The sequence below is a fragment of the Rummeliibacillus sp. TYF-LIM-RU47 genome, assembly GCF_008638315.1.
Lineage (GTDB): Bacteria > Bacillota > Bacilli > Bacillales_A > Planococcaceae > Rummeliibacillus > Rummeliibacillus stabekisii.
Genome location: NZ_VVIR01000001.1, coordinates 1,544,577 through 1,571,044 on the forward strand (window position 1 = coordinate 1,544,577; position 26,468 = coordinate 1,571,044).

Below are 26,468 nucleotides of genomic sequence, written 5' to 3' on the forward strand. Positions count from 1 at the left end.
CCAGTAATATAATTTTTCTTCAAATTTCTGTTGATTTTTATTTCTGTCTTAGTGTACTATTTAATTAGGACACTAAGACAGAGTGACAGAAGGATGTGTATTACATGTTAGCTTTTCAAGGGCTATTGAAAAAGGACTTTCATATTTCAAAAAATTGGTTCTTTTTATGGATTGGATTTCTTGCGTTGTTTTTGATTTTACCATTCGCACTAGAAGTTTATTTTCACCAGCCATTATCTTTTCTTCCAATAGCCGTCATCATGCTACTTGGTTTTCATGTATTTTTCTTGCCGGGGATGCTACTATCTATGCTTCGTTTAGAAGGGAAAACCCAATTATGGCTTTATAACCCTCAAAACAGCAAATTATTGATTCTGTCAAAGATAGTTATTTCCATTGCATATCAGCTGATTGCTCAATTATTTATAACTTGCGTTGGGTTAGTGATCTATCTGTTCTTCAAAGATTTATTTATTTTGGATAAAGCAGATTTATTTATCGAATTGACCACACTAAATGCCGGTTTAGTATTGATAAGCTTGTATTTTTCTCTCTGGTGTTTGTTTTATTGGACGGTTTATCACTCATTAGGTAAATATCCGAAAATGAAAAATTGGCGCTGGCTCTTCGTGTTTGTTTTATTCATACTGCTGAGCCTAATTTCTTCTTTTTTAGAAAGTATCGATGTTTTACAAGACATATTAACTAAATGGAAGATCCCCGTTATAATGGGTGCGAGTTTTAAATACAGTCATGCGGGTTATACGCTTGGATTAAATACAATGAATTTACCGGTTTTAACTCTTGTTTTGTATGTGGCTATTTCTGTTGGATTATTTGTAATATCCTGTCTGCTTCTCGACCGGAAAGTTGAGGTGTAGAAGATGACAAAAGAATTTCAAGCATCAAAGCCCATCTATATCCAAATAGCCGATCATTTGTCATCCCAAATCGTAAGAGGAGAGATCAAACCAGGCGAGAAACTTCCGTCTGTACGAGAAATGGCGATCGTATCAGGTGTTAACCCTAACACAGTCCAAAGAACGTATAGTGAGATGGAAAGGATGGGAATTGTGGAAACGAAGCGTGGCCAAGGAACATTTGTCATACAAAATGAAGAGATTGTGGATTCATTAAAAACTCAGTTACAAAGAGAAATTATTGATCGTTTTGTCCAAAGTATGAGAGGACTTGGGCTCTCGGAAGAAGATATAACGGAAGGGTTAAAGCAATATTTAAGGGGGGAGCAGGATGGCCGTTAAACTAAGCAATGTTTCGAAAAAGTATGGAAAAGAATTTTCTTTAAAGAATGTTTCTCTTACATTCGAAACAGGCAAAATTTATGGGCTACTGGGACCTAATGGCAGTGGGAAGTCCACTACTCTAAAAATGATTGCTGGTCTTGTTTATCCAAATAGCGGCAAAGTGGAAGTTGGAAATGAAGAAGTATCAAGAAAAATTTCTAAAAATGTGGCTTATTTAACAGAACTTGATATGTTTTATCCAGGCTTTACAGTAGCGAATATGATAGATTTTTATACTACTCAATTTACTGATTTTGATCCTGTAAAAGCAGAAGAACTATTGAAAGAAATGAAGCTAGAACGAGAAAAAAAGATAAAACAATTATCAAAGGGAACTAGGGGCCGGTTAAAACTTGTTTTGGCGCTCTCAAGAAATGCACCTGTACTTCTTTTAGATGAGCCATTTTCAGGTCTTGATCCAATGGTTCGCGATTCCATCGTGAAGAGCTTATTGTCCTACATTAATTTTGATTTACAAACAGTGATTATTGCGACACATGAAATCGACGAAATCGAACCTCTACTTGATGAAGCGATTGTCATCTTTCACGGGAAAATAATTGGTCAGAAAAATGTAGAGGAGTTAAGAGAAGAAGAAGGACTATCGGTATTAGATTGGTTTAAGGATACTGCAAAGAATATGGAGGCGAAGATGAATGGCTAGTCCGGTTGTGCAATTGAACCATGTAACTAAAGTAATCAAAGGGAAGAAAATTATTGATGATTTGAGCTTCAGTATTGAAGAGGGAGAAGTATTTGGTTTTCTTGGTCCTAATGGAGCGGGAAAAACAACAACTATTCGTATGATGGTTGGATTGATGGGAATCACATCAGGCGAAATCTTAATTTGCGGAAAAAATGTAGAAAAAGAATTCGAAGCGGCTCTGATGAATATTGGAGGCATCGTAGAGAATCCAGAGATGTATAAATTTTTAACTGGTTATCAAAATCTTATGCAATATGCTCGTATGATAAAAGGTATATCTAAGCAAAAGATCGACGAAGTAGTCGAATTTGTTGGTTTAAAAGAACGTATTCACGATAAAGTTAAAACGTATTCACTTGGAATGAGACAACGATTAGGCCTGGCCCAAAGTTTACTTCACGATCCAAAAGTAATGATTTTAGACGAACCTACAAATGGTCTTGACCCAGCAGGGATAAGAGAAATTCGAGATCATTTGAAAAAGCTGACGAAAGAAAAAGGAATGTCGGTAATTGTTTCTAGCCATCTATTATCTGAAATGGAAATGATGTGTGATCGTATAGCGATTATACAAAATGGAAAGCTCGTAGACATTCAAAAAGTTCACGATTATGTAAATGACACAAAGCAAAAATACTTCTTCGAGGTCAATTTGGAAAATGACGGTATACTAGAAAACATTCCATATGAAAGAGTAGACAAAGGATATGAGATCGAGCTTGAAAAAGAAGATGTACCGAAAATGATTCAAAAATTCATTGAAGCAGGTATTGCAATATATGAAGTAAAACCAATAGCTAAATCATTAGAAGATCGATTTATAGAAGTTACAACAGGGGGGGAGAAGCATGCTTAATCTTATTAAGAATGAATGGATAAAGATATTTAAACGACCTGGAACTTACGTGATGATCGGGCTACTAGTCCTTGCAGTGCTAGGGACTGGCATCCTGACAAAAGTTTACGGAGATTCAGGCCAGAGTACAAATCCACAGTGGAAGCAGGAATTACAACAGGAAACAAAAGAGTATAAGAAGGAAATGAAAGGCCTTCCAAAATCAGCAAACACCTATAAACAAAGCCTAGAAAGAGATATAGCTATTAATCAATATCGTTTAGATCATAATTTACCTCCTGAGCAAGAGGAAACAGGGTGGTCATTTATTTATGACAGTGCGTCGTTCATTTCCTTTGCTGGATTGTTTACGATCATTATCGCAGCAGGAATTGTGGCAAGCGAGTTTGGATGGGGAACGATCAAGCTATTGCTTATACGTCCAATCAAACGAACGAAAATTCTATTTTCGAAATATTTAACTGTTATTTTATTTGATGTATTTTTATTAGCTATTTTATTTATCACCGCTGCCATTTTAGGATTTGCATTATTTGGTACAGGTGATGGAAATAATGCGCACCTTGCATATGCCAACGGTACAGTTGTTGAACAAAATATGCTGCTGTATTTAATTAAGAGATATTTGTTAGCTTCAATCGATGTTATCATGATTACTACTATGGCATTTATGATTTCTGCTGTATTTAGAAATAGCTCTCTAGCAACAGGCTTATCCATCTTCCTTTTATTTATGGGAAGTTCAGTTACAGCAATCATTGCTTCTCAATACAATTGGGCTAAATATATCTTATTTGCCAATACAGATCTATCTCAATACTTCGATGGAATCCCAATGGTTGATGGTATGACGCTAGGATTCTCTATTACAATGTTATTAATTTACTTCATTGTCTTTATGCTTCTTGCATTTGGTGTATTTACAAAACGAGATGTAGCTGCGTAAGACTAAGAGAAATAATAGTTTAGAACATTATTTAATGGTGTCTGATCCCATTTTTCATGAAAATGGGCAGGCACCATTTTAGTTTTAAAAAATCCTTACAATTATTTGCTTAATTTCAATCAACCTTATCTAGTTTGTTTATATAAGAGCAATTTTATAAACCTCGCTAGTCTATATAAAAATGAAAAAAATGACAGTAACAGAATATTTTAATTTCTTTTAAAAAACGATTGTCAAATTGCTATTTGTAAAATACAGTAATAATAATGAAGTAAACAGGACTATTTTTCAAAGAAAATTTATAAGAGAACGTAACTTGTAACATTGAACGATGTACAAGAGAAAAAGTGGAGTTGAAGAATTGAACTTGATCGCCTGGTTAATCGTTGCTTGTGAAATCGCATTTTGGGTGGTTATATTAGTCGGACTAACTTTAAGGTATGTATTTAAGCGAAAAAAGTTAAGCCTATTGTTTTTGGCGTCTGTCCCTATAATCGATTTAATATTGCTGGTTGTAGCAGGATTGGATATTTACTTTGGTGCTAAGCCTACAGCTGCACATGCTATCGCCGCTGTTTATATTGGCAGTTCTATCGCATTTGGTAAAAGCATGATTGCTTGGCTTGATGAGAAATTTCGGTATTATATTATGAAAGATGGCTCTAAACCTGTTAAAAGATATGGGATCGAATTTGCCCGTCATGGTATGAAATCATTTGGACAACATGTTTTTGCTTATATAATAGGTGCATTATTATTATTTGGTATGATTTTAATAACAAATAATCACGTGCAAAATGCGCCTTTTTATGAAATCCTACAATTATGGACTTTGATAATAGGTATTGACTTTGTAATATCGATTTCATATTTTATTTGGCCAAAGAGATCTTTATAAATGAATTAACAATATTTCCTCATGAACTAATAGATGAACAAGACAAAAGTTGATAAAAAGCCTGTAAATTCTTTTACTAAGATTTTATAGGCTTTTTTATTTTTGTTTATATGGAATTTATGATTATGATTTTGATTGTTTACCCTGGTCAATCGCGGTTTGTGCCAGCTTCGTAATAGTCATGTCATCCATTGGTGGATTATGAAGACCAGCCCGGACATCTCGATAATAGCGTTGTAAAGGATTTGAATTCTGAAGACTTTTTGCGCCTGCAATTCGCATAGCAATATCTACAATTTCAATTGCTGCGTTAGTAACAGTGTGTTTCGCCACTGCCAGTTCATTTGTTAAATATGGACGCCTTTCTAAATCATCGTATGCCTCGGCAGCCCCATATAAAGTAAAGCGTGCTTGATCCAGCTTTAATTCAATATTTCCTATATGCTGCTGTACGTTAGGAAGAGTAGCGATTGGCGCATTCAAGCTATTAGGTTGATGATGATTGGCAAAGTTTATTACATAGTCACGTGCAGCCTGTGCAATCCCAAGATATGTGGCAGGAATTTGCAAAATCCAGCCATTGATATGAGTGCCTCCAAAGGGACTTTGCGGATATTCAACAAGTGCTGAAGCTTCCACCTGGACATTTTCAAGCACTAAATCATGGCTGCCCGTACCTCGCATGGACATTACATCCCAAGTTTCTTCGATTGATAACCCGGGAACATCCTTATTGATAAGGAAAAAGCCGATTACTTGTTGTTCCTCAATCCAAGCGCTTACTAGGAAATAGTCTAAAATTGGTGAAGCAGTTGTGAAGATTTTACGGCCGTTTATAGTCCAACCATTCTTTCCACGTACAGCATGTGTAGCTGGACGGCCGCCGCGCGTTGGGCTACCGGTATGAGCTTCACTTACGGCCCGATTAATAAAGATATTTTTTTGTACTTCTTTTGAAAATGATTCTAATAGCGCTGGATCCCATAGCTTATGTTCATAAAGCTCGCCGATAATGCCTAGTGTCCAGCCAATTGCTAACGAAGTATTTGCGTCATAGCTTGCTAACGTTTCTTGAAGAAGAATCATGTCATACACAGAAAAACCTTCCCCGCCATATTCTTTAGGTAAAGTAATTTTGGGATAACCCGCTTTTCTAAGAGTTTCGAGTTTTCTTATTGGAAAAAGAGCATTTTTATCAATTTCTAAAGAATCTGCGGAAAGCTCGGCTCGTAATGTTTCAAGTTTGTGCAGCCAATTACGCTGTAGATCAGTTCTTATAAATATCTCTTTCATATATACACCCCACAATTAAAATAAATAAGACTTAGAGGTTTACTAGGATTATAGTTAAAATAAAATCCACTCAATTTAAAACAGGGTGGACTACTATAGATGTTTAATATTCTAAATTTATATTATCAGATAATAAAGTCTATACGCAATTAAATAAGTATCTAAATTGACTTATTTTATTAAGAGGTGTAAAGGAGTAAACTTAAGGATTTAATAAGATTCTTTATCATATACTATACTTTAAATAACAAGGATGTGAGAAGGAATAATGAACATAGGGCATATTATTTCTAATTTAGATAAAAACTTAGATAATTTAACAGATATATATGGTGTGCAAGTTTACATTTTCTTATTTCTAGTTGTTTATTTAAAAACCGCGTTTATTGTTTTAACATTTTTGCCGGGGGACTCTATAGTATTTGCAAGCGCTGCACTAGCTGCAGTAGGGGAATTGAATCTATGGATTTTATTAGCTCTCTTTATATTTGCAACAATAAGCGGAGATAGTCAGAACTATTATATAGGTACTTTAATAAGAAAATGGCAGCATAAAAAGCCGAGGCTGAATTTCTTAAAGGAGAACCAAATACAATCAGCAGAAGCATTTATCCAACGTTATAGAGATATTTCTATAATCATTTCACGGTTTATTCCGTTTATGCGAACAACTATTCCTTGTGTAAGTGCGTATACAAATTATCCATTTTATACTTTTTTAAAATTCAATAGTATAGGCGCAGTTCTATGGACGTTCTTTTGGGTTACTTTAGGCTATGTTTTGGGCAATCTTAAGTGGGTTGAAAACCATTTAGCAGTGTCTCTAGCTATTATTTCAATGATACCTATATTAGTTCCGGTAGTTTTTATAATAGTAAAAAAGGGAGAAACGTTTAGAAGAAAGGGAAACATGCAATGAAAATGAAAGAAAACCCTTCTTTACCATGTTGACCACCTATATTTTACGGTAATCACATACAAAACTGGATAAGTACTTATTCATCCATAAAAATATCCGAACTATTCACGGTACTGATAAAGTGCCTTGGGTCAGTTCGGTTTTTTTTAGTATCACTTATTGGTTTCTTTAAACTTAATTCCGATTAATTCTCCAGTTGTATTATCAATTTTAAGATCAACATACACTCCAAATTCTTTATTACTATCTTTTATCCAAAATCTAAACTTTTCTATAGAGTAATCTGTTATGGAAACTTTTCCAATATGAAAATAATCAATAATTTTAGCTTGAGGATATTGCTCTTTTGTTTTTTGAATAGCAACTTGTCCCCATTTGTAATAAGTAGAAATCGTATGTTTATTATTCGTAATTTGATCCAAATCATTATGTGAAATATCACCAAAAAACGTTGAAAAAAGAGCGAATTGGATTAATAAAATTGTTTTCATATCATTGCTCCCTTTGAAATTAGTCTTTGAAATTTCGGATGATTATTTATATAGTCTCATGAAGGATATAGACGCTTTCATAACGAACCTATATAAGAGAAGGAATTACAAATAATGCTAAATTTGGAGGGGTGAAAAGTCATTAAGAACTCCTATAAATACTCGTTTACGATTATAGTTCTCCTTATTATCGTAGTAATATCTGTCATTTATACTCATAAAAATGCTGAAAAATCATGGTTAATAACCCATAGTCATAAAATTAGCTCGTTGACATCCAATGATTATTCAGACTTGAAATTTTTGTCGCCAATATTAAAGGACAAACAGTATGTTTTTCTCGGTGAAAGTTCACATGGCATCTCTGAATATAGCCAGTCCAAAGTAAGATTAATAAAATACTTGCACGAAGAATTAGGATTTGATGTTGTGCTATTCGAAGGAAATATTGGTGAGGGAGCTGCTGTTTCTGCAGAAAGTTCAATCAACCAGTATATGAGTTCAAATGAAATATTATCTGCATTTCTTTCTCCGTGGAATAATCAAGAAACAAAACCCTTAATTGATTATTTAATACAACAACGAAACACAAATGACCTATCTTTTGGAGGATTTGATATGAGGGTTTCAGGTTATTTTATTCAATTTCTAAGTAATTGGATTAAAACCTATAATAATGATCTTGCGCAGCAATATAAAAAGCTAGAATTTAACTGGCGTGAAACATATGATAATACAATGGAAGAGGGAATGAGCCTCTCAAAGGAAACATTAAGTAATTATAAGAAATCCTATCAAGAGTTAATAGCATTCATACATGCCCATTCAGAAGAATTAAGGCGTGAATATCCGAACGAAAAAAATCTTGAAAAAGTAATAGTGAAAACTTTAGAAAACCGCTTTGTGATGTTGGAAAAATATTATAAGGTTAAAAAAACAGAGGAAACCACAACAGAGGAAACCGGTAGTATAATTAGAGACAAAATGATGGAAGAAAACTTGCTATGGTTATCTACTCAGGTTTACCCAGATAAAAAAATAATAGATAAAAAAATAATAGTGTGGGGACACAACAATCATGTCCGAAACCGTCAAATCGAAATTGCAGGAAAAGATATTGATAGGAATATCTTTCAGAAATGGAAAATACAATCTATGTATGAGAATCTACCAAGCGATTATAAAAAGAAAAGTTATATAATGGGTTTTTATATGCATGATGGAACAATAGCAGAAAGATATGCAACAGTCTCTAATCAAGTGAATTTTGATAAAAAGTATAGCAAGAATAGTCTTGAATTTATCCTCAATGAGATACCTTATGACTACTCATTCATTGATTTAAAGTATCAGAAAAAAGAGAAATATAATGAGTGGATGTTCGAACCAATCACTGCATTAAATCAAGGATATTGGGAAGACCGTATGATCATCAGAAACCATTACGACGGTATTTTTTTCATTAAACATGTAAGCCCCTCTCATTATTTTCAATAGGGTTAAATTGTATTATAATTTGAATTGTATTTATATAGTAAAATTACAGAAATAATTTAATCGGTTTATAAAAAAGTTTATTAATTATATTGACAAAAAATTTATTAAGTATAAAATTAAAAACAATTCAAAAACATTTGTATAAAACAAAGGCTATGAAAAGAAATAGTATCAATTCATTTTTACAAACAGAAAGTTACCGGTTGTTGAGAGGTGCATGTAAAACGATTGAGAATTCATCTTGGAGCTGTGTACCGAAAAGATTTTTCTTAGTAGGCTATACCGGTAAGCATCCGTAATCATGTGCAAGAGTATCGTCAGTAAATGACTGACCGTACTTTCTAAGGTAAGCAATGTGAGTTGCTTACAAATTAAAGGTGGTAACACGAGTTGAATCGTCCTTTTGGTTAATCCAAAAGGGCGTTTTTTTTTATCCTTTTTGCACAAAACATTTTGAAAATTTCACAGGGTGAGGAGTAAGGAAGTATGAAAGAAAATTATCAAGAAGATTCACAGTTGAAACGTGGTTTAAGTAACCGTCATATGCAATTAATTGCTCTGGGTGGGTCGATTGGCGTCGGCTTATTCTATGGTTCAAGTTCAACGATTCAATTAGCAGGTCCTGCTGTATTGCTAGCGTATTTAATTGGGGGATTAGTCATCTTTACGATCATGCGCGCATTGGGTGAAATGGCTGTCGCTGAACCTGTCTCTGGCTCATTCAGCAAGTATGCCGATAAATATGTAGGGAAATTCGCGGGCTTCTTAACAGGATGGACATATTGGTTCATGTGGATTGTCGTTGGGATGGCAGAATTAACAGTGGTAGGCGTGTATATTAACTACTGGTTCCCAGATATACCACAATGGGTAACAGCACTTGTCGTTCTTGTCGTCATGACACTTGTTAACTTAGCGAATGTAAAAATGTATGGTGAATTCGAATTCTGGTTCGCGATGATTAAAGTTGTGGCAATTGTTGCAATGATTATTGTAGGTTTATGTATTATTATTTTCGGTGTCGGTAACAATGGTGAGCCAATGGGCTTAAGTTATCTTTGGGAACATGGCGGTTTCATGCCAAATGGTCTTGAAGGATTGTTAATGTGTTTCGTCTTAGTAATGTTCTCATTTGGGGGTGTAGAACTAGTTGGTATCACAGCTGGAGAAGCGAAAAATCCCAGTAGCTCAGTGCCAAAGGCAATTAACAATATTGTTTGGCGTATTTTAATTTTCTACATTGGCGCTTTAGGTGTTATGATGGCCATCTATCCTTGGGATGAAGTTGGTTCAAGTGGTAGCCCATTCGTTCAAATTTTCGATGCAATTGGTATTCCCGCAGCAGCACATATTATTAACTTCGTTGTCATTACAGCAGCGGTATCAGCATTCAACAGTGGACTATATGGTTCAGGCCGTATGTTATACAACTTAGCATTACAAAATCAGGGATCAAAAGTGTTCAAGAAAGTAAGCAAAAATGGTACACCTGTCCGTGGTATTTTATTTTCGTCTGCGATGTTGTTAATAGCCGCTGTCTTAAATTATGTCGTACCAGAGCAAGTATTTACATACATCTCTGCAGTGGCAACAGTTGCCGTTGTGACGAGCTGGACAATTATTTTATGTACACAAATTAAATTCCGTAAAGCAAAATCAAAAGAAGAAGTTGCAGCGCTGAAATTCAAAATGCCTTGGCATCCAATTTCTTCATATATTGCCCTAGCATTCTTATTAATGGTCGTTGTCTTAATGGCGTTCATTCCTGGTATGCGGGTTGCATTGTTTGTTGCACCGATTTGGTTCTTGATTCTTTACATTGGTTACAAATTAATAAAGATTAAACGGTAGTTAGTTCATTCTATTGAAAAATGAAATTTAAGTAAATGTCTTTACTACCCATGGTGAGACATTCTGAATGATATATTTAAAATGGTTAAACTAGATAATTTCTTTAATGTTGAAAAAGGTGACGTTAGCGTCGAATCTATTTTCCAAGCTAATCCAGACCCGTTAATTATTCCTGATTTACGACAAACCCAATTGGTTTCGCTGGATACTATTATCACAACGAGACAAAGAATTATTACTTACAGCCGAGACTATGAAGAGGCGATTTTACTGAAAATCAAGTTTTTCTGCCTTTATTACCAAGAAGAACATAATCTCGAATGAAGCAATACCTATAATTAGCAAAGTATATAATAAGTGAAAAAAGAAGAAAGTAAAAACACGAAAAAAATGGTGGTGGTAATTTATGCATGATAACCCTATATGGAGTATAATTTTTCTTTTATTACCCATTTTCACCATCTGGTTTGCAACTCGTAAGAAAACTAAGGAACAATTTTTTTATGACCCAGAATGGGAACCGTTTCGAAAGATAACTCCTTTTTCGACAAAATTTAACTTTTATTTATGGACTAACTTTCTATTTTGGGGATCCATATTTCTCATAATTGTGTTGATAATTAAAATTTTGTATGACGCATCAATTCTTGATTAAGATATTCTTACAATATTACAATATTTTATAGATTCTTGAAAGACAATTGGGATGATTCTTATACAGAGGTGGACTAAGTTATGCTATCAGAATTGCAAATGAACACTACCGAAATATGGTTATATAAAAAATAAAAGGATTCTAAATTGTTAACTATGAAAAGGAATACGATATTTATGTTAATTAATTATAATTAACTTGGATTACTCTATTATTTTAAAAGAAATATATAGACCATAATCTCTTAGGGGATTAAGGTCTTTTAAGTTAAAGAAGGAAAAGAAGATGCTAAAAATACAATTGTATTGGCATTTCATTATTCTTGTCTCTAGTGCAAATAATAGTTCAATTATGTATTACAAAAGATAGAAATAAATTCATAGAGACTCGTCAAGCAAAATTCGTTAGTCAGTCTTTAACAATTCAGAAAAGTTTGATTTATTTGTTTTTCTAATTGAGCGAGGCGTCATAATGTAAAAATCACAATACAAGCTCACTACAAGTAGTGAGCTTTATATTTCTTATAGCTGCAACCTTGCCATCTGGTTGTATACGAAGTTTTTAATGTACTATCATTCTTAGAAGAGTTTGACCTTGAACATATCCCGTCATTTTATACGGTTGTTAATAGCTGCTTTGTAAAGATGGCTAATTCTCCATTTGCTGATCCATAGCAAATGGAGAATTGTTATTAGTAACTCTTTTTTTGGTTTAATGTATATTTCATTAAAGAATGATTTAGTAGATGTAGTATCAAATATAGTGTTAGATCCTAGAAATAAGTAATTAGGGAATAGGAAGAGGGGAATTCTTGAATAATGCTTGATTTAGAATTTTTTTTAAAAGGATTATTTGCTTTAGTTTTTTTGATATCCAGTATCTATATTAGTTCTCAAGAAAAATCTATTCTTTAAAAAATTATTAAATATGTTTCTATTTTCTTTTTGCTAGGCACACTTGGTATGTTGATTGGAGGATTATATGAAATTATTATTAATGGATATCGTCCTTAATAGTAATTAAAAACAAAGAAAAAAACATAAAAATTTATCGTAAATTTCTTGATAAGTAGGATGGTGAGTTATAGTAAATGACTAGATAGTGATATTTCTAGTTATTTTGCAAAGCTGGAGACTTATAATCAAGTATTGAATACAATAGGAGCCTTTGTTTATGCTTTATTTTTAATTTATTTGCTAGTAGTAATAGAATCAAGAGGATATAGAGTTATAAGGACTTCTAGCCAGTTTTCTGAGAAGATAGAAGATAAAATTCCAGTCTGATATAGGCTGGGTTTTTTGTTTGGTTTAAAATACCGAGACCTGAAATACCTAAAGATGATTTAATTTACTCCTCCTTTTCGAGGATTTATAACTACTGAGCGATTTACAACCGTCTGGCAAGTTTACTGCAAAAGGGAACAATATTTAAGTGTAATTCGTAACGTCTTTACGACCCTTCTCTATTTGTTGATTGGTGGGTAACTTATTCCTATTAAGTAGTTGTAGAGTACGGCACGGTAGGGACATTTAATAAAGAGCCCATGAGGATGGTCTGTGTCAGGGAACAATATTTATTCCTGTACCAAGCAGATGCTATTCAATCTGTTCTACAAAGCATCTTGTTAAGTGACTTTTAAAAAATGGGTTGGTTGGAACTTTATAGAATATAAGTATTTATGGACAGATACCTTCTATGATAAAATGGTAGAAATATAATCTGTGAATCAAATCAGTTCGTATAATGGGAGGAGACTTTAACATGAAGAGTAAGGTTATTCAGTGGGTTGTTGCTTCTGCGCTTCTGGGCTCTGCACTTACCGCCGTGCCAACATTTGAGGCAAAAGCAGCAACAAATATCTCGGCATCTGTATCTAAAGCCGTGAAAAAAGCAAAAGTTGCACAAGATACTTATATCAATTCGCCAAGAGTAGTGTCAGGATCAGATGTTAACATTAGGTTTATGATAGGGATGAATTATTATAAGGCAACCAAAAAACTTGTAGAAAAAGACAAGAGCAAGAATAAAGAAAAGTATGTGAAAGATCTGAAGAAAGCACATTTATATCTATTGCATGCTAAGAATTATATAAAAGCGTTAAAATACGGCAAACATATGAATGCGCTAGGTTCAAACTTTAATGGGATTTTACGTATTGAGACGAGTGTTTATGAAAAAAAAGCAAGGAAAAAAATTCGCGATGGTTATGCGGATTTTGGAAAAGAAATGGCACATGCTGAACGAGAGATACGACAGCTCGTTTATGGCAGTAATGCTGAAGAGTTAGTGGTTGATGAATATCTTTCCTTGCCAAAAGAAGTGCAGCCATTAACGAGAGCATATTATCTTTCAATGAAAGCGGAAAAAGATATAGCTAGTGGCAATCTGGCATCCGCACAGTCTCGCCTAGCAGATGCAAAGGCAGAGCTTTTGCGCAATAAAGGAAAAGAAGAGACAGTGTCTAAGGATACACGCGTAGCAGCAACAGAAAAGTTGCTTGAGGTGAATAAAACTTTAGAAGGTGCACAACATCCAGCGATACAAAAAATTCGAGCAGTGAATCCTACATTGATTGAAGTCAGTTTTAGTGCACCGATGGATAAAGAGACTGTGAATCATTCTGTTTCCATAGACAATATCACAGTAGAGAACACATCGAGTTATGTGCTGTCAAAAGATAGAAAAACACTACAAGTGCGTGTACCGCAATTGAAAGTAGACCAAAACTATACCATACGTGTTAAAAACGTAAAGTCAGCTGTAGGCAAAGCTGTGCCAAATGGTGAAATAGAAATCCTATTCAATGATACGGAACCGCCAGGTCCAATGAAATTTAAAACAACAAAAGATGCCGCAACAGAAATGGCAACTGTTGAACTTACATTCACTGAAGATGTAATTGCGACTGAAGAAAATTTCCTTGTTGATGGTATGGTGCCTTCTAAAGTAATAGTGGATAAAAATAATGTCACCATCATAGCTCAGTTGAATAAAAATACCGCAGGACACACTTTAGAAATAAAGGAAATAGAAGATTTATCAGGTAACACATCGAGTTCTCAATGGTCGTTACATCCTTAACAACTTTGTGAGGTCTTCGCGTTGAATAATAGTCTTTAGTGCAAAGTTCTGAAGCCATTCTCGTTGTGTAGAACAGATAGTGACTGAAATAGAAAAAACATAGTAAAGGAACCTTTTTATCTATCTTCGATAGATGAAAAGGCTTTTTTATTGAGCAAAATATCACATGGAGGGAGTTTACCGCCGTTTAGAGAAATTTATATCCACCAAGTCAAATGTACTAGACTGATAATTATTAGTTACTGTATTTGAGTTTGTTCTTTAAATATACAAATTGTACTACTTCCTAATGACATCTAAAAAAATATGTATTAATTTCAAACTAATGGTTAAAAATTTAACATTTTATACTGTTTTTTTACAATATATATATATTTATTAATAAATTTAATATATGATGGTTTTGTGTTATTTGTAACATAAATATTCCATGGAGGTAACAAATGAATAAAAAATTTATTAAATCAGTTTCTGTTTTTACTATTCTTGCAATGTTAGTAAGCTTTATTCCTCAATTTGCAATCGATGCATTTGCTCAAAGCAATAGTGAAACATCTACTGATTCAGAAGAAACAAAAGGAACTGAAGCGACTGATAAGTTGGACACACCAGTTTTCAGAGAGATTAAAAAAGAAAGAACAGAAACCACTAAGACGTTCAAAGACAATAACGGAAATTATTATAAGGAAATATATTCAGATCCAATTCATAAGAAAGATGCAACTGGCTATGAAGACATTTCTGAGAATCTAACTTCTACAGGAACGGGCTATGTATCTACTGAAAAGACATCATTAGAATCTATGTTTCCTCAATCAATAAAAAGTGATTCGACAATTGAGTATAAAAAAGGCGATCATTCTCTAGAATTTACATTAAACTCCGCTTTAAAAGATGGTGAATCCATTGCCCCTACACTCAAAACGAAAAATATCACTGAAGAAAATAAAAGTACTTATGAAGATATCTATCCTCAAATTGATTTACGCCACATTACATTTAATGAAGAAGTAAAAGAAGATTGGATTGTCAAGAAATATACAGGTATTCACCAATTTAAATATACAATTCAAACGGATTTAATTGCGAAATTAGAATCCGATGGTTCCATATCATTTAAAGAGAATGCGAACAATGTAGATGCCATCTTTACTCTTCCTCGTCCTATGATGATGGATTCTAATATAGATAAAGCTAAAGGAGAAGGGGTTTACTCAGACAAAGTTCATTACGAACTTACGAAACAAAAAGATAATACTTATGAGTTAACTTTAAATGCAAATGAAGATTGGTTAGCTTCTTCTAAAAGGGTTTATCCAGTTTATATCGATCCATCCGTTAGCACTAAAATGACTGTTCCTGCACTAGGAGATACGTATGCTACGAGTAAATATCCTACAGCGAATTTCAATAAAATGTGGGATCCTACACAGGGTGAATATGTTTTACAAACAGGTTATTATGATGCAACATCTGGTACTAACTATGCTTTTATTAAGTTCGACTTAAATGATTTAAAAGGTGCTACTATTGATCAAGCACAATTAAGTACGTATGTTACACACGCTTATTATGCAAGTGAAAAGAATGGACTCTGGGTTGATGCTGTCAATGATATTTGGCATACTGCTGATTTGACTTGGAATAACAAACCATCTTCTACAAAGATTACAAGTGTAAATGTAGGACGAGATGAATGGGCAAATTTTAATGTTACTGGCACAGTACAATCATGGATGTCTGGAGAAACACGTAACAACGGGTTTAAATTACACACGAATGGTCACGGAAAAACATATTGGAAGAAAATTAGCGCTGAAGAAAATGCAAACAAACCAAAAATTACTGTTTCCTATCATTATGAAGACAGTCCAAAACCAACTGTCACTGCAACAGCCTATAATGATGGTTCGAATAATGGCTATACAAATGTGAAATGGTCGTCCGTTTATGGGGCTAAAGGCTATAAATTGTTGTTATATGATGGAGCAAAGTACGAAGAGGTCTATTCAGGTACAGCTAATAGTTGGTCTTCAAAGGGCAAAAAGATATTCCCTAAAAGTCCTTATAAAGCAACTACTACGTTTGCAAAAGAAGGGGCTGGTGTAGAATTTCCTGATGATCCATCTGGCTTTTTTGCAGCAAAGGGAACAGCAAATTATAAAGAGTATAAGTTCCGTGTTGTCGCAGTCTATCCAACAGGAGACGGTCCCCAGTCGGAGTTTGCTAAAAAGGTGATACCCCTTGCTTCAAATGCACCAGAGAGACCAATTGTAACTGGTTATCAATACCCTGAAACTGATAATGAAAATGCTGGACGCGGTTGGCTAGATATTAAATGGAAGCCAGTTGCAAATGCAACGGGTTATAAAATATTAATTTGGAACGGAACAAAATATGATGAATTTACAGTAGGGAAAGATATCACTTCTATTAGCACAAAAGGGAAAAAGATCTGGCCTACTGACGATGAGATTGTAGCAGGTAAAACCACACTTCATCAAGCTGCATTAGATAAAACGACTAGCAATGGCACAGGTGCTGAGCTACCGATGTATCCAGGTCTAACATATGGTAATACATCAAAACGTTACAGCATTCGAATCATTGCCACTTCTCCAGCTGGTGATTCTGAACGTTCAGATATAAATTATGGTTATATACCTTTGTATGCGCCAAAAAATGTGACAATTACTTCAAATGACGATGATTTAACTGAAAATAAAACAAGTTTATCGGTAAAGTGGGATAAGGTAGAGAATGCTAATTTTTACGATGTAATAATAAGTGGTGAAAAAACAGGTGTCAAAGAGACATTCCACGTAAAACATGCTTTAAAGTATACAACTAAAAAACTGTTTGATTTAGATGATACGTATACGGCAACTGTTCAAGCTTATTATTATGATGATTCCGAAGCACCGGCAGATGAAGAAGATAACCCTAAGATGGAAGGTGTAAAACGTGGTATAAGTCCAGACTCTTCTAAAGGAAGTGTGAAACCAAATTTACACGAAGACCTGTTAGGATTAGAAGACTACTTCACATATGATGAGAGCGAATTTGGCAATGCAACAGCCAATGTCAATGTAACAACAGAAAATATGGCTTTACAATTTACAGATGAATCACTTTACACACGCGGTGAATTAGGATACGAATTTACCCGTACGTATAACTCTCGTTCTACAAAATCTTCTGTATTAGGGCGAGGTTGGACATTTGTAGGGAATGAAAATCTAGTAGAGTTGGCCAATGGTGACGTACAATATACGGATGAAGATGGAACAGTCCATGTATTTAAAAAAGAAGGAGCCACCTTCACCTCACCTAAAGGATTATATGAACAATTGAAAAAAGTGGATAACACTTATACACTGACAGATAATCATGGATTTATCCAAACATATCAAGTAAGTTCTACAGCTGGAACGTATACCATCAGTTCCTACACAGATGCTTATAAAAATCAAATTGCTTTTAAACGAAATGAAAAGAGTCAAATTACTGAAGTAGCTGAAACGAAAGGAACAAGTAATCAAGAAAAAATAGTCATTTCTTATACAGATGATCGTATTAGTCAAGTACAATATGGTGATCATTGGACGAAGTATAGTTATACAGGAGATCAATTAACAAAAACAACTATTGGTAGCGTTAAATCAGAACATACGATTGTCGAAAGTTTTACGTATGATGCGAATGGTCAACTGACGAAATATATCGATGGACAAAAAAATGAGACCATTTTTAAATATAATGACAATGAATTAGTTGTTTTTGATAAACAAGCTACAGATGCAGAAATATCTGTTACAAGTACGTATCAGTTTAATCAATTAGAAGAGGATGAAAACTATAAAGGGGTTTATCGATATAAATACCTTATCAAAGATACAGATGATAATTTAACGACGTATCATCGGGATGAAGTAGGAAATTCATTTGTCGTTGCTGAAGAAATATCACCGCAAGAAGAAACAGAAGTGGCAAAGTCAACAAATTATAAATATGATTCGCAATATAATCTTTTAGAAGTGATTAATCCAGATGGAACTACAGAAACAAATACGTATGATGCGAATGGAAATCTTCTAACGAACGAGACAAAAGAGGGTACCATTACAAATACGTATAACGAGTTAAATCAGCTTACTTCAACTGTCGATGTGAATGGAGAAGAAACCATTAATACATATGATGGTCCTTCATTAACTCGCTCAAAAGTGAAAGATGAAGAAACAAATTATGTCTATGACATATATGGTCGTGTAACAAAAACAACGTATGCGAATGGTACGTTTGAACAAGTTGATTACAATGATACAAATCGTCAAATTACAACGACGGATAAAAAAGGCAATACAACATCAGTTAGTTATTCAATTTATGGTCAAAAAGTAAAAGAAGTCGATGCGAATGCCCATACAAAATCTTATACGTATGATCCTGTGTATCCATCTACTCTATTATCTGTCACAGATGGAAACGGTCATAAAACAACTTATACGTATGACAATAATAACAATTTGACGATGTTAACCGATGCATTAAATCGTCAAAAAACATACACATATAATGGAAATGACCAAGTGACAACGGTTAAAATACCAAACATGACATTTAAGTATGAATATGATGAAAATGGTGAAATGAGTCAGTCTACTTTACCTTCTGGTGTGATAACGAACTATATGTACAATAGTGATGGGCAATTGGCACAAGTAGAGAATGGTAATGAAATGATTTCTTATACGTATGATGTGAATGGGAATAATACAGCCATTACAAGAGACGGTTTTCCTTTAAAAACCTATGGTTATAGTGCAGAAAGTAATTTATTAGCGAATTATACGTTAGGTTTATTCACACAAGGTTATTCATACGATAATCAAGAACGGATCAATCAAGTCACTACAAGTTATGACAATGATTTCGCCGTTGTACAAGACACAACGTATAAAGAAAATAGTGACGATATCAACCATATTCAATATAAAGTGAATACCAATGCTTTACATGATTATCAAAGTGATATCGATGTAGAGAATAACAGAACAACACTTACATTAAACAATGATTTATGGAAACAAGATGCGCAAATGAATGATGTAAACTTACTTAGCTCATTGACGTACACAACGAAAACACAGCAACCATTCAAAATTTTGTATGAGTATACAGAGAACGGAAATATCAAAAAATCAACGGTCAATGGCCAAGTAAGTACTTTTGTCTATGATGACAACGACCAATTAACCAAAGAAACATTACCAGATGGTACATTAAATACGTACGCGTATGATGCAGTCGGAAATCGTACAGAATCAAACTTAAATGGTACAAAAGCAACTTTCACTTATAACGATGCGAATCAAATTTCAAAGAAAAATGATACAGCATATGTTTATGACGCTGATGGTAATTTAACAAAAGATGAAAACTATCAATACACATATAACCAACAGCAACGTTTAACAAAAGTAGCAACTTTAGACGGTAAAGTAATCTCAACATATACGTATGATGAAAATGGCTTACGATTAACGAAAACAGTTGGTAACAACAAACATGAATATTTCTATAACAATGAAGTATTGGATATGGAAGTTATCAAAGTCAATAATGTCATCACAGAATATCGTTCATACGAGTGGAATGGTTACACCCCATTAGGTATGATGGTGAAAGCGAAGAATGATACAGGTACATTTGAAACTAAAGCATATCAATTTATTACGAATCATCGTGGTGATGTTTTAAGTATTCGAGATAATGAGGACAAAGAAGTGGGATCTTATATCTACGATGCTTATGGGAATGTTTTAGCAGTGGAAGGTACTTTAGCAAAAGAAAATCCAGTTCGTTACGCGGGTTACTATTATGACGATGAAACGAAGAATTACTATTTACAAGCACGTTACTACAACCCAGCAAATGGAGCATTCTTAACATTAGACCCACATCCAGGTGATGATGAAGAGCCACTTTCACAGAATGGTTATAGCTACGTGAATGGTAATCCAGTAATGAAAGTGGACTCTAATGGTTTAAAACCAAATAGACTTTATTATGCATTAGTAACAGGAATAGCTTATGTCGTTGATGAAATAGTTTCTACATTCACAGATTTTACTTGGTTAGTTTTAACCGTTTATGATGCTATAAGAGCCTACACTGATGTGAAAAAAGCAAAAAAACAAAATAGAACAGAACAAGCAAAAAAAATAATAGAAGAATCTAAAACTCTAAAAAATAAGATAGAAAAAATCGTAAGAAAAGAAGCTTTAAAGGCTGGTTTACAAGTAGTGAAAAAAGCTTTAGGGGGGACATATTTATTACTACGATTTGGAACGGGGATTATCCAAGGAGGAAGAAATAAATATTTTAAATATGCATCATGCTATCATGGTGCAGCCGGTTATGCAAAATATGTAGTTAAAACTAGATTACATTAATTATTCTAAGAAAAGGTGAAAAGTATGCGAGCGAAAGGCTATTTATATGTTTTTTTAATGATATTAATCGTGTTAAATATGAAAGGAATGAAACTTCATTCTCCTCATTTTATCTCCGAATTAATTGTAGCTTTAGGATGTCTTGGAGTTCTAACGTATAGATTAAGTGATTTAGAGGAAAAACAGAACTATTCTAAAATAGGTAGAATCGTTTTTGTTGGAGTTCTTTCAGGCTATGTTTTTTTTGAGTTGGAAAATTATTTCTTTCAATAAGAAGATTTCTTAGAAAAATTATGAATATGATATAGACAATATAACAAAATAATAAAGGTGATTTACTATGCATCCTTCGGTACAGGCTCGCCAAACATAAGGTTACTAGACAAATAACTTTTTAACAAAACGTTATATAAATTCTTTATGTTTTAATGAATTAGACTGTAGAGAAACTTGAGTTTCTCTACAGTTTTTTAATTTTTAATGGGGAGTAAATTTGAAATGCCTACTGTTGAAATAATCGGTTCAGTTGTACTAATAGCAATTACGGTATTGCTTATGATTTTAGGTATAGAGAAGAAGAAGAAGAATTATTATAAATTCAGTTTTGTATTTTTTATAATATATATACTTTTTGTAATCTATTTAATTATAAAGAATGGAATTAATATTTTTATGATCATACAACACGCTGCATTAGTGCTTGCGATTATATGTTGTTATCTATTAGAAAATGATGAAAATGAAAGGGAAAATAAAATTGCTAATGTGTTCATTAAAATTTTACCATTTTTAGCACTTTTGATGGTATTTATGAGAGACTAAGTAATTAAAAATATAAATAAGATATTTAATATGAATGAATGTTGAATATTCCATGAGCCCAGAGAGTAAAATCTCTGGTTTTTTTATTGTAAATCCTAAAGCTAGATATGAAAGGGGAAAAACACAGTGATTAAGATGTTAAAAAATCAATTGTTCGCAAAATAACAATTTAACGAATAATCAATTAGTTTTAATTTTGCTTCATTTATATTATGTCTTCGCTTAAGTGTTGTCAAGATAATTATTGTAAAATAATTCCGAAAGAAAATAAATTACCAACAGATATAAGTGTGCTTCAAGATATCTTTTCTAGAAAAACAATTTCAAAAAACGCAAAACTCTCTTTTCTAGTTTAGATGCCGGAGAGAACTAAGAAAACAATATCGAAATCTCCTTCGTTTCATTACATATTATTGTAAAAAAGCCAGCAAACAATATAGAATTGCTAGCTGGTTCGTATATCAAATATGTAAATGGCTAAAAGAGAATCACCTTATTTTTCCTCTTTTTGTCTTTCTGGCATAAACTCTTACTTTGGCAAAGTAAGTATAATTTTAGTGCCAGCTGTTACTTTTTGCTCTTTATTATCAAAAATATCACTCGTTTGAAGGGTGAATTCCCTAGGGTTACTACCATTTTCTAAAACATAACCAATATTACCTTTTTTCGTTTCATGCGGCTTGATTTCTCCTGTTATATCGTCCAGGTATATATCATGTTTAAACGTCCACTTTTGTCCGGTATTAGCAGTCAGTGATCCAACAGGGGAGAAAAGTAAACTTTTATTGCTATTATTCGTAATTTCTACGAATGCTTTTACTACGCTAAATGTTTCATCTTGTGTTAAAACATGAAAATAATCCATCATACTATACGTTGGTTCAAGATGAATTTTTTTAACATCACGAATGGTTAATGTGATGTCTCCAAGTTTATAGTTTTTTTGAGCTAGATTAAGACTCTCTAATTTTGCATATCCACGTTTGTCCGTTATATCGTCCCCGGTTTTTAAAAGTGTACGATCGTCTGTTACCTGAGGATTAGGTTGATAAGTTTTTAGGTAATCCTTATTACTTGCAGCTTCAACATGAATATCAGTTGAAGAGTTTGATTGGAATGAGCAGCCCGCAGTTAATGTGGCAAAGCAGAGACATATCAAGGTCATAGATAACAATTTCTTCAAAGAAAACCCTCCAACTTATGAAAAGAGGCGCCATTTAGACGCCTGCTTTCTCACAGATTTAATAGAAAATATACCTATTTTGGGATGAAAAGATGTTAAAAGCTGAGTATTATTTATCTTTAATCTTTGTTTTATTCTTTTTATTTTTCTCAATTAGATTAAAGATAATTTTCGCTTGATCTGTATTATCGATTTGGCCTGCAAATTTTGTTGATTCTGGACCAAATGCATAAACATTTACATCTTCTCCAGTATGCCCGCCAGTAGTCCAGCCTGTGTTTGAACGCTTATCGTAAATTTTTTCGATGGCATTATCGATATCTGTTACTTTACCTGTGTTGGCTTCTTTTACAGAATTGATTTCATCTTCCGTTAAAGACAAACCGCTATATTTCTTTAATGTACCTTCAACATCGGCCCCACCAGCAATTTGTGCTGCCATAAAATCAGGGGTTTTCTTTGCAGCTTTAATGGCTTCAGGGAACCAATTATAGTCATCATTTGCTGCTAACGAAAATCCGCCAGTAGAGTGATCGGCAGTTGCCACAACTAATGTGTTTTTGTCTTTTTTAGCGTAATTGATAGCAGCTTGAAATGCTTTTTCAAAATCCTTCATTTCACTCATAGCGCCAACGATGTCGTTGTCATGGCCTGCCCAATCAATTTGGCTTCCTTCAATCATTAAGAAGAAGCCGTCTTTATCTTTGCTGAGCTGTTTTATTGCTGAATTGGTCATATCTGCGAGAGAAGGGGTTTCGGCATTTCTATCAATCATCTTGTCCATACCGCCATCAGCAAATAATCCGAGTAATTGTTTATTCTTATTCTTTTGTAATTCAGCTTTCGAGGTAACATAGTTATAGCCATCTTTTTTAAATTCTTTTGTCAAATCACGATCTTCTCGTACGAAATTAGATTTGCCTCCGCCGAGTAATACATCAATTTTATGTTTTCCTTTTACTAATTCATCAAAGTAATCATCAGCAATACCGTTCATATTCTTACGGCTTTCATCATGTGATCCGAAAGCAGCGGGAGTAGCATGTGTAATTTCAGAAGTAGCAACTAAACCAGTTGCCTTGCCCATTTCTTTTGCTGATTCGAGGACTGTTTTCACATCTTTCTTATTATTATCGACTGCTATTGCATTATTGTACGTTTTTACCCCAGCTGACATAGCCGTTGCTGCAGAAGCAGAGTCAGTTACATTTTGTAACGGATCTTCTGGGTAAGTCATTTGTTGACCAACTAAGTACCTGTCAAATGATGTTTGGTTTTTAAACTTTGAGTTTGAAGAATTTTTCAAATACCGGTACGCGGAAGTATATGAGTTCCCCATACCATCACCTATTAGGAAAATGACATTTTTAGGCGCTGTTTTCTTAGAAGAACTTTTTGCCTCTGCCTCTGACCCAGCAGTAGTAAAGCTGCTAAGTGCTAGAGTAGATACGGCTGCAATCGAGATTAGCTTTTTTGATAAGAATGATTTCATGAATAACATTTCCTCCTTTATTTGGTCTAACTATACTTTAATCAATTATTATTAAGCAGATATTGATAGAAAGATAAGATATTGTAAAGAAGGGGTATTTTGGTTAAAAAATTTTTGGGAGGGACTATTTTAATAGAGATCCAGCTTTTGTGACGAAAGTATGTTGAAAATAGCTGGCTTCAGGAAATATGCCAGCTATTTTTCTAGCTATAGGTGCTCTGCAACAACAGATGAGAGTTGGTAGAGGCTGGTGAGGCAAATCTTGGGTCATGTACATGTGAAAACTGTGAGAAATAGGAAGAGAATGATATAATTAAGTAAAATATTAATTAAAAGGATTGGAAAATGGATATAATAACAAATTTTTTTGAAAAGTGGCTAATACTACTAAACTTTAATACTAATATAATACATAATACGGCTCTAATCATACTCTACCTCCGTTTATTATATTTGCCTATCAAGATGATTTATATAGTAGCGAAGAAGAGAAACGAAGAAACTGAGCCTTCTTCAATAATTAAGATTTTTAAAAAATTAATTATTGTACTGTTCTTTAATTTTCTACTCGGTTCGGCCTTACTCAAGTTCCTGCAGCCAAATTATCTAGCCAATTGGATGCCAACAGGTTGGCGGTCTGATTACATTCTGTTAACAGTGATTGCTGCCTTAGTTATCCTATTATTATTTATTTTTATACCTCGCCAAATTTATCAATTGAAGAAAAAAGAACAAACCTTAGGTAAAATGTTCTTCAAATTCAGCTCGTTTTTAATAACGGTGTTTTTCGTTTTTTCATGCCTGTTATGGGGTTTTAATGGACTTTTCGCACCTAAAAGAATCGAATTAGAATCACCTGTTGTACTATTCGATTTAAAAGGAAAGCCAATATCCGTCGTTAAAATAAGTAAAACTACTCCCAATGGAACAGAAAATGGAATAACCACCAACTTCAAAGGCTTCTTAATGAGTGCTATTGATCTTCATACTGGCAAAAAGCTTTGGAGTAGGATCTCTACTTGGCAAGAATACTTAATAGGAGAGACTAGTGAAGGCTTGTTGTTGTTAAATAATAAAAAGAAAACCCTTTATTTTATAGATCCCAAGACAGGGAAAAAGCAAGCAGATGAAAAAGACTTTCTGCATAAATTCCCTGTATTAGCAGATAATTTAAGCTACATGTATACTGACTATTCCATTAAAGGTCCAAATAAAGTCTATCTTTACGGCTTAGATGGTCGTTATTTTAAATTAAATTTAGCTACGAATGAGATAAAAGAAGATCCGGGTTATGCTGATAAAATACGTACTTTACCTGTAGGATGGGATGAACGTGTAGCTGGCGTTGAAAAGCGAAGCGATAAAATAAAAAAACTTTACCCCGAGCTAATGGGCGTAAGGCTAGTTGAAAGTAAACCTGTTGAAAAGCAGCTCATTGTTTATCAGAAAAAGCGAAACGATAATCGTCAGACCTTAGCCTTGCTTGATCTTACAAAACGAGACTTGATCTGGGAGCAACTTTTAGATGCTCCACTTGAAAATGCCACTACTTCATTAGAAGTATTCGCTGACACAAAGTTTGTCTATGCTTGGACGGGGCGTTATCAATATAAAATCAACAAAGAGACAGGGAAAGTAGTTTATCAGTATGATTATAAGCTTGGAAAATAATTATTAAACGAAACTACTAAAGTCTCTTTCTTCTACTTTATTTACTCTAAACCATCTATAAAAGCCGATGAAATTCTACTTAGCTGTAAAATTTCATCGGCTTTTAAATTGGAAAGAGTATTTTTCCACTTTTATTTGTAAATTTCATATCCACTAGTAATCAAAAAAGAAAATAAACATAAACCTAAACAACCCAATGCAACACCCATAAAAATAAATGTTACTGTTAAATTTTTATTCATTGATCGGAAGAAATTAACTAAGAAAATGACTAAACAAATGATAAAGAAAGAAGTCCAATAAGGTAGCAATGTACGAGTAAGACCTAAAATAAGAAAATTAAGA

Annotated in this window: 19 protein-coding genes and 1 other annotated feature; of the genes, 15 read left to right on the forward strand and 4 right to left on the reverse strand. The window is 33.6% G+C overall.

Annotation, left to right across the window (positions count from 1 at the left end):
* Positions 1–104: 104 nt before the first annotated feature.
* The 6 genes from F0527_RS07815 (at position 105) to F0527_RS07840 (ending at position 4,710) form a co-directional block, all read left to right on the forward strand.
* The gene (locus F0527_RS07815; RefSeq protein WP_150284396.1) at positions 105–881 is read left to right on the forward strand and encodes a hypothetical protein; all 777 of its coding nucleotides are present in this window, start codon (positions 105–107) and stop codon (positions 879–881) included.
* 3 nt (positions 882–884) lie between these two features.
* A complete protein-coding gene (locus F0527_RS07820) occupies positions 885–1,262 on the forward strand; it encodes a GntR family transcriptional regulator (RefSeq protein ID WP_066787093.1) in 378 nt (125 codons plus the stop codon).
* The gene (locus tag F0527_RS07825) at positions 1,252–1,968 is read left to right on the forward strand and encodes an ABC transporter ATP-binding protein (RefSeq protein WP_150284397.1); all 717 of its coding nucleotides are present in this window, start codon (positions 1,252–1,254) and stop codon (positions 1,966–1,968) included. The genes F0527_RS07820 and F0527_RS07825 overlap by 11 nt, the downstream gene beginning before the upstream one ends.
* Positions 1,961–2,866, forward strand: coding sequence for an ABC transporter ATP-binding protein (locus F0527_RS07830; protein ID WP_150284398.1), 906 nt, complete (start codon positions 1,961–1,963; stop codon positions 2,864–2,866). The genes F0527_RS07825 and F0527_RS07830 overlap by 8 nt, the downstream gene beginning before the upstream one ends.
* Entirely contained in the window at positions 2,859–3,812 is a 954-nt protein-coding gene (locus tag F0527_RS07835) for an ABC transporter permease (protein WP_150284399.1), read from the forward strand. Before F0527_RS07830 ends, F0527_RS07835 begins: the two co-directional genes overlap by 8 nt.
* A 361-nt stretch (positions 3,813–4,173) precedes the next feature.
* Positions 4,174–4,710: a hypothetical protein gene (locus tag F0527_RS07840; protein WP_150284400.1), complete on the forward strand. Its 537-nt coding sequence runs from the start codon at positions 4,174–4,176 to the stop codon at positions 4,708–4,710.
* A gap of 123 nt (positions 4,711–4,833) precedes the next feature.
* Here the strand turns inward: F0527_RS07840 and F0527_RS07845 are convergent, their stop codons facing one another.
* On the reverse strand, positions 4,834–6,003 hold the full coding sequence (locus F0527_RS07845; protein WP_150284401.1) for an acyl-CoA dehydrogenase family protein: 1,170 nt from the start codon (positions 6,001–6,003) through the stop codon (positions 4,834–4,836).
* 268 nt (positions 6,004–6,271) lie between these two features.
* On the opposite strand from F0527_RS07845, the gene F0527_RS07850 reads away from it, so the two are divergent.
* Positions 6,272–6,922 (forward strand): DedA family protein, encoded by a 651-nt coding sequence (locus tag F0527_RS07850; protein WP_150284402.1) that lies wholly within the window; start codon positions 6,272–6,274, stop codon positions 6,920–6,922.
* Between the two features lie 152 nt (positions 6,923–7,074).
* Here the strand turns inward: F0527_RS07850 and F0527_RS07855 are convergent, their stop codons facing one another.
* On the reverse strand, positions 7,075–7,413 hold the full coding sequence (locus tag F0527_RS07855) for a DUF3889 domain-containing protein (RefSeq protein WP_150284403.1): 339 nt from the start codon (positions 7,411–7,413) through the stop codon (positions 7,075–7,077).
* A 294-nt stretch (positions 7,414–7,707) separates the two neighbouring features.
* On the opposite strand from F0527_RS07855, the gene F0527_RS07860 reads away from it, so the two are divergent.
* The 7 genes from F0527_RS07860 (at position 7,708) to F0527_RS07890 (ending at position 21,777) form a co-directional block, all read left to right on the forward strand.
* Positions 7,708–8,910: an erythromycin esterase family protein gene (locus tag F0527_RS07860; RefSeq protein WP_190323411.1), complete on the forward strand. Its 1,203-nt coding sequence runs from the start codon at positions 7,708–7,710 to the stop codon at positions 8,908–8,910.
* A gap of 146 nt (positions 8,911–9,056) precedes the next feature.
* Positions 9,057–9,316, forward strand: a binding site (T-box leader).
* Positions 9,317–9,396: 80 nt separating this feature from the next.
* Complete coding sequence (locus F0527_RS07865) at positions 9,397–10,761, forward strand: amino acid permease (RefSeq protein ID WP_150284405.1); 1,365 nt, start codon at positions 9,397–9,399, stop codon at positions 10,759–10,761.
* An 81-nt stretch (positions 10,762–10,842) separates the two neighbouring features.
* Positions 10,843–11,085, forward strand: a complete 243-nt coding sequence (locus tag F0527_RS07870; protein ID WP_150284406.1) for a hypothetical protein — start codon at positions 10,843–10,845, stop codon at positions 11,083–11,085.
* Between the two features lie 2,092 nt (positions 11,086–13,177).
* Positions 13,178–14,497, forward strand: coding sequence for a hypothetical protein (locus F0527_RS07875; protein WP_150284407.1), 1,320 nt, complete (start codon positions 13,178–13,180; stop codon positions 14,495–14,497).
* 443 nt (positions 14,498–14,940) lie between these two features.
* Complete coding sequence (locus tag F0527_RS07880) at positions 14,941–20,955, forward strand: DNRLRE domain-containing protein (protein ID WP_150284408.1); 6,015 nt, start codon at positions 14,941–14,943, stop codon at positions 20,953–20,955.
* 24 nt (positions 20,956–20,979) lie between these two features.
* Positions 20,980–21,228 carry a hypothetical protein gene (locus F0527_RS07885; RefSeq protein ID WP_150284409.1) on the forward strand — a complete coding sequence of 83 codons (249 nt, stop codon included), beginning with the start codon at positions 20,980–20,982 and terminating at the stop codon, positions 21,226–21,228.
* A 225-nt stretch (positions 21,229–21,453) separates the two neighbouring features.
* The gene (locus tag F0527_RS07890) at positions 21,454–21,777 is read left to right on the forward strand and encodes a hypothetical protein (protein WP_150284410.1); all 324 of its coding nucleotides are present in this window, start codon (positions 21,454–21,456) and stop codon (positions 21,775–21,777) included.
* Positions 21,778–22,306: 529 nt separating this feature from the next.
* Here F0527_RS07890 and F0527_RS07895 read toward each other — a convergent pair.
* Complete coding sequence (locus F0527_RS07895) at positions 22,307–22,960, reverse strand: DUF4352 domain-containing protein (RefSeq protein ID WP_150284411.1); 654 nt, start codon at positions 22,958–22,960, stop codon at positions 22,307–22,309.
* Positions 22,961–23,069: 109 nt separating this feature from the next.
* Positions 23,070–24,452, reverse strand: coding sequence for an alkaline phosphatase (locus F0527_RS07900; RefSeq protein ID WP_150284412.1), 1,383 nt, complete (start codon positions 24,450–24,452; stop codon positions 23,070–23,072).
* Positions 24,453–24,797: 345 nt separating this feature from the next.
* Between F0527_RS07900 and F0527_RS07905 the strand changes: the two genes are divergently transcribed.
* On the forward strand, positions 24,798–26,123 hold the full coding sequence (locus tag F0527_RS07905; protein ID WP_150284413.1) for a PA2928 family protein: 1,326 nt from the start codon (positions 24,798–24,800) through the stop codon (positions 26,121–26,123).
* Positions 26,124–26,468 lie beyond the last annotated feature (345 nt).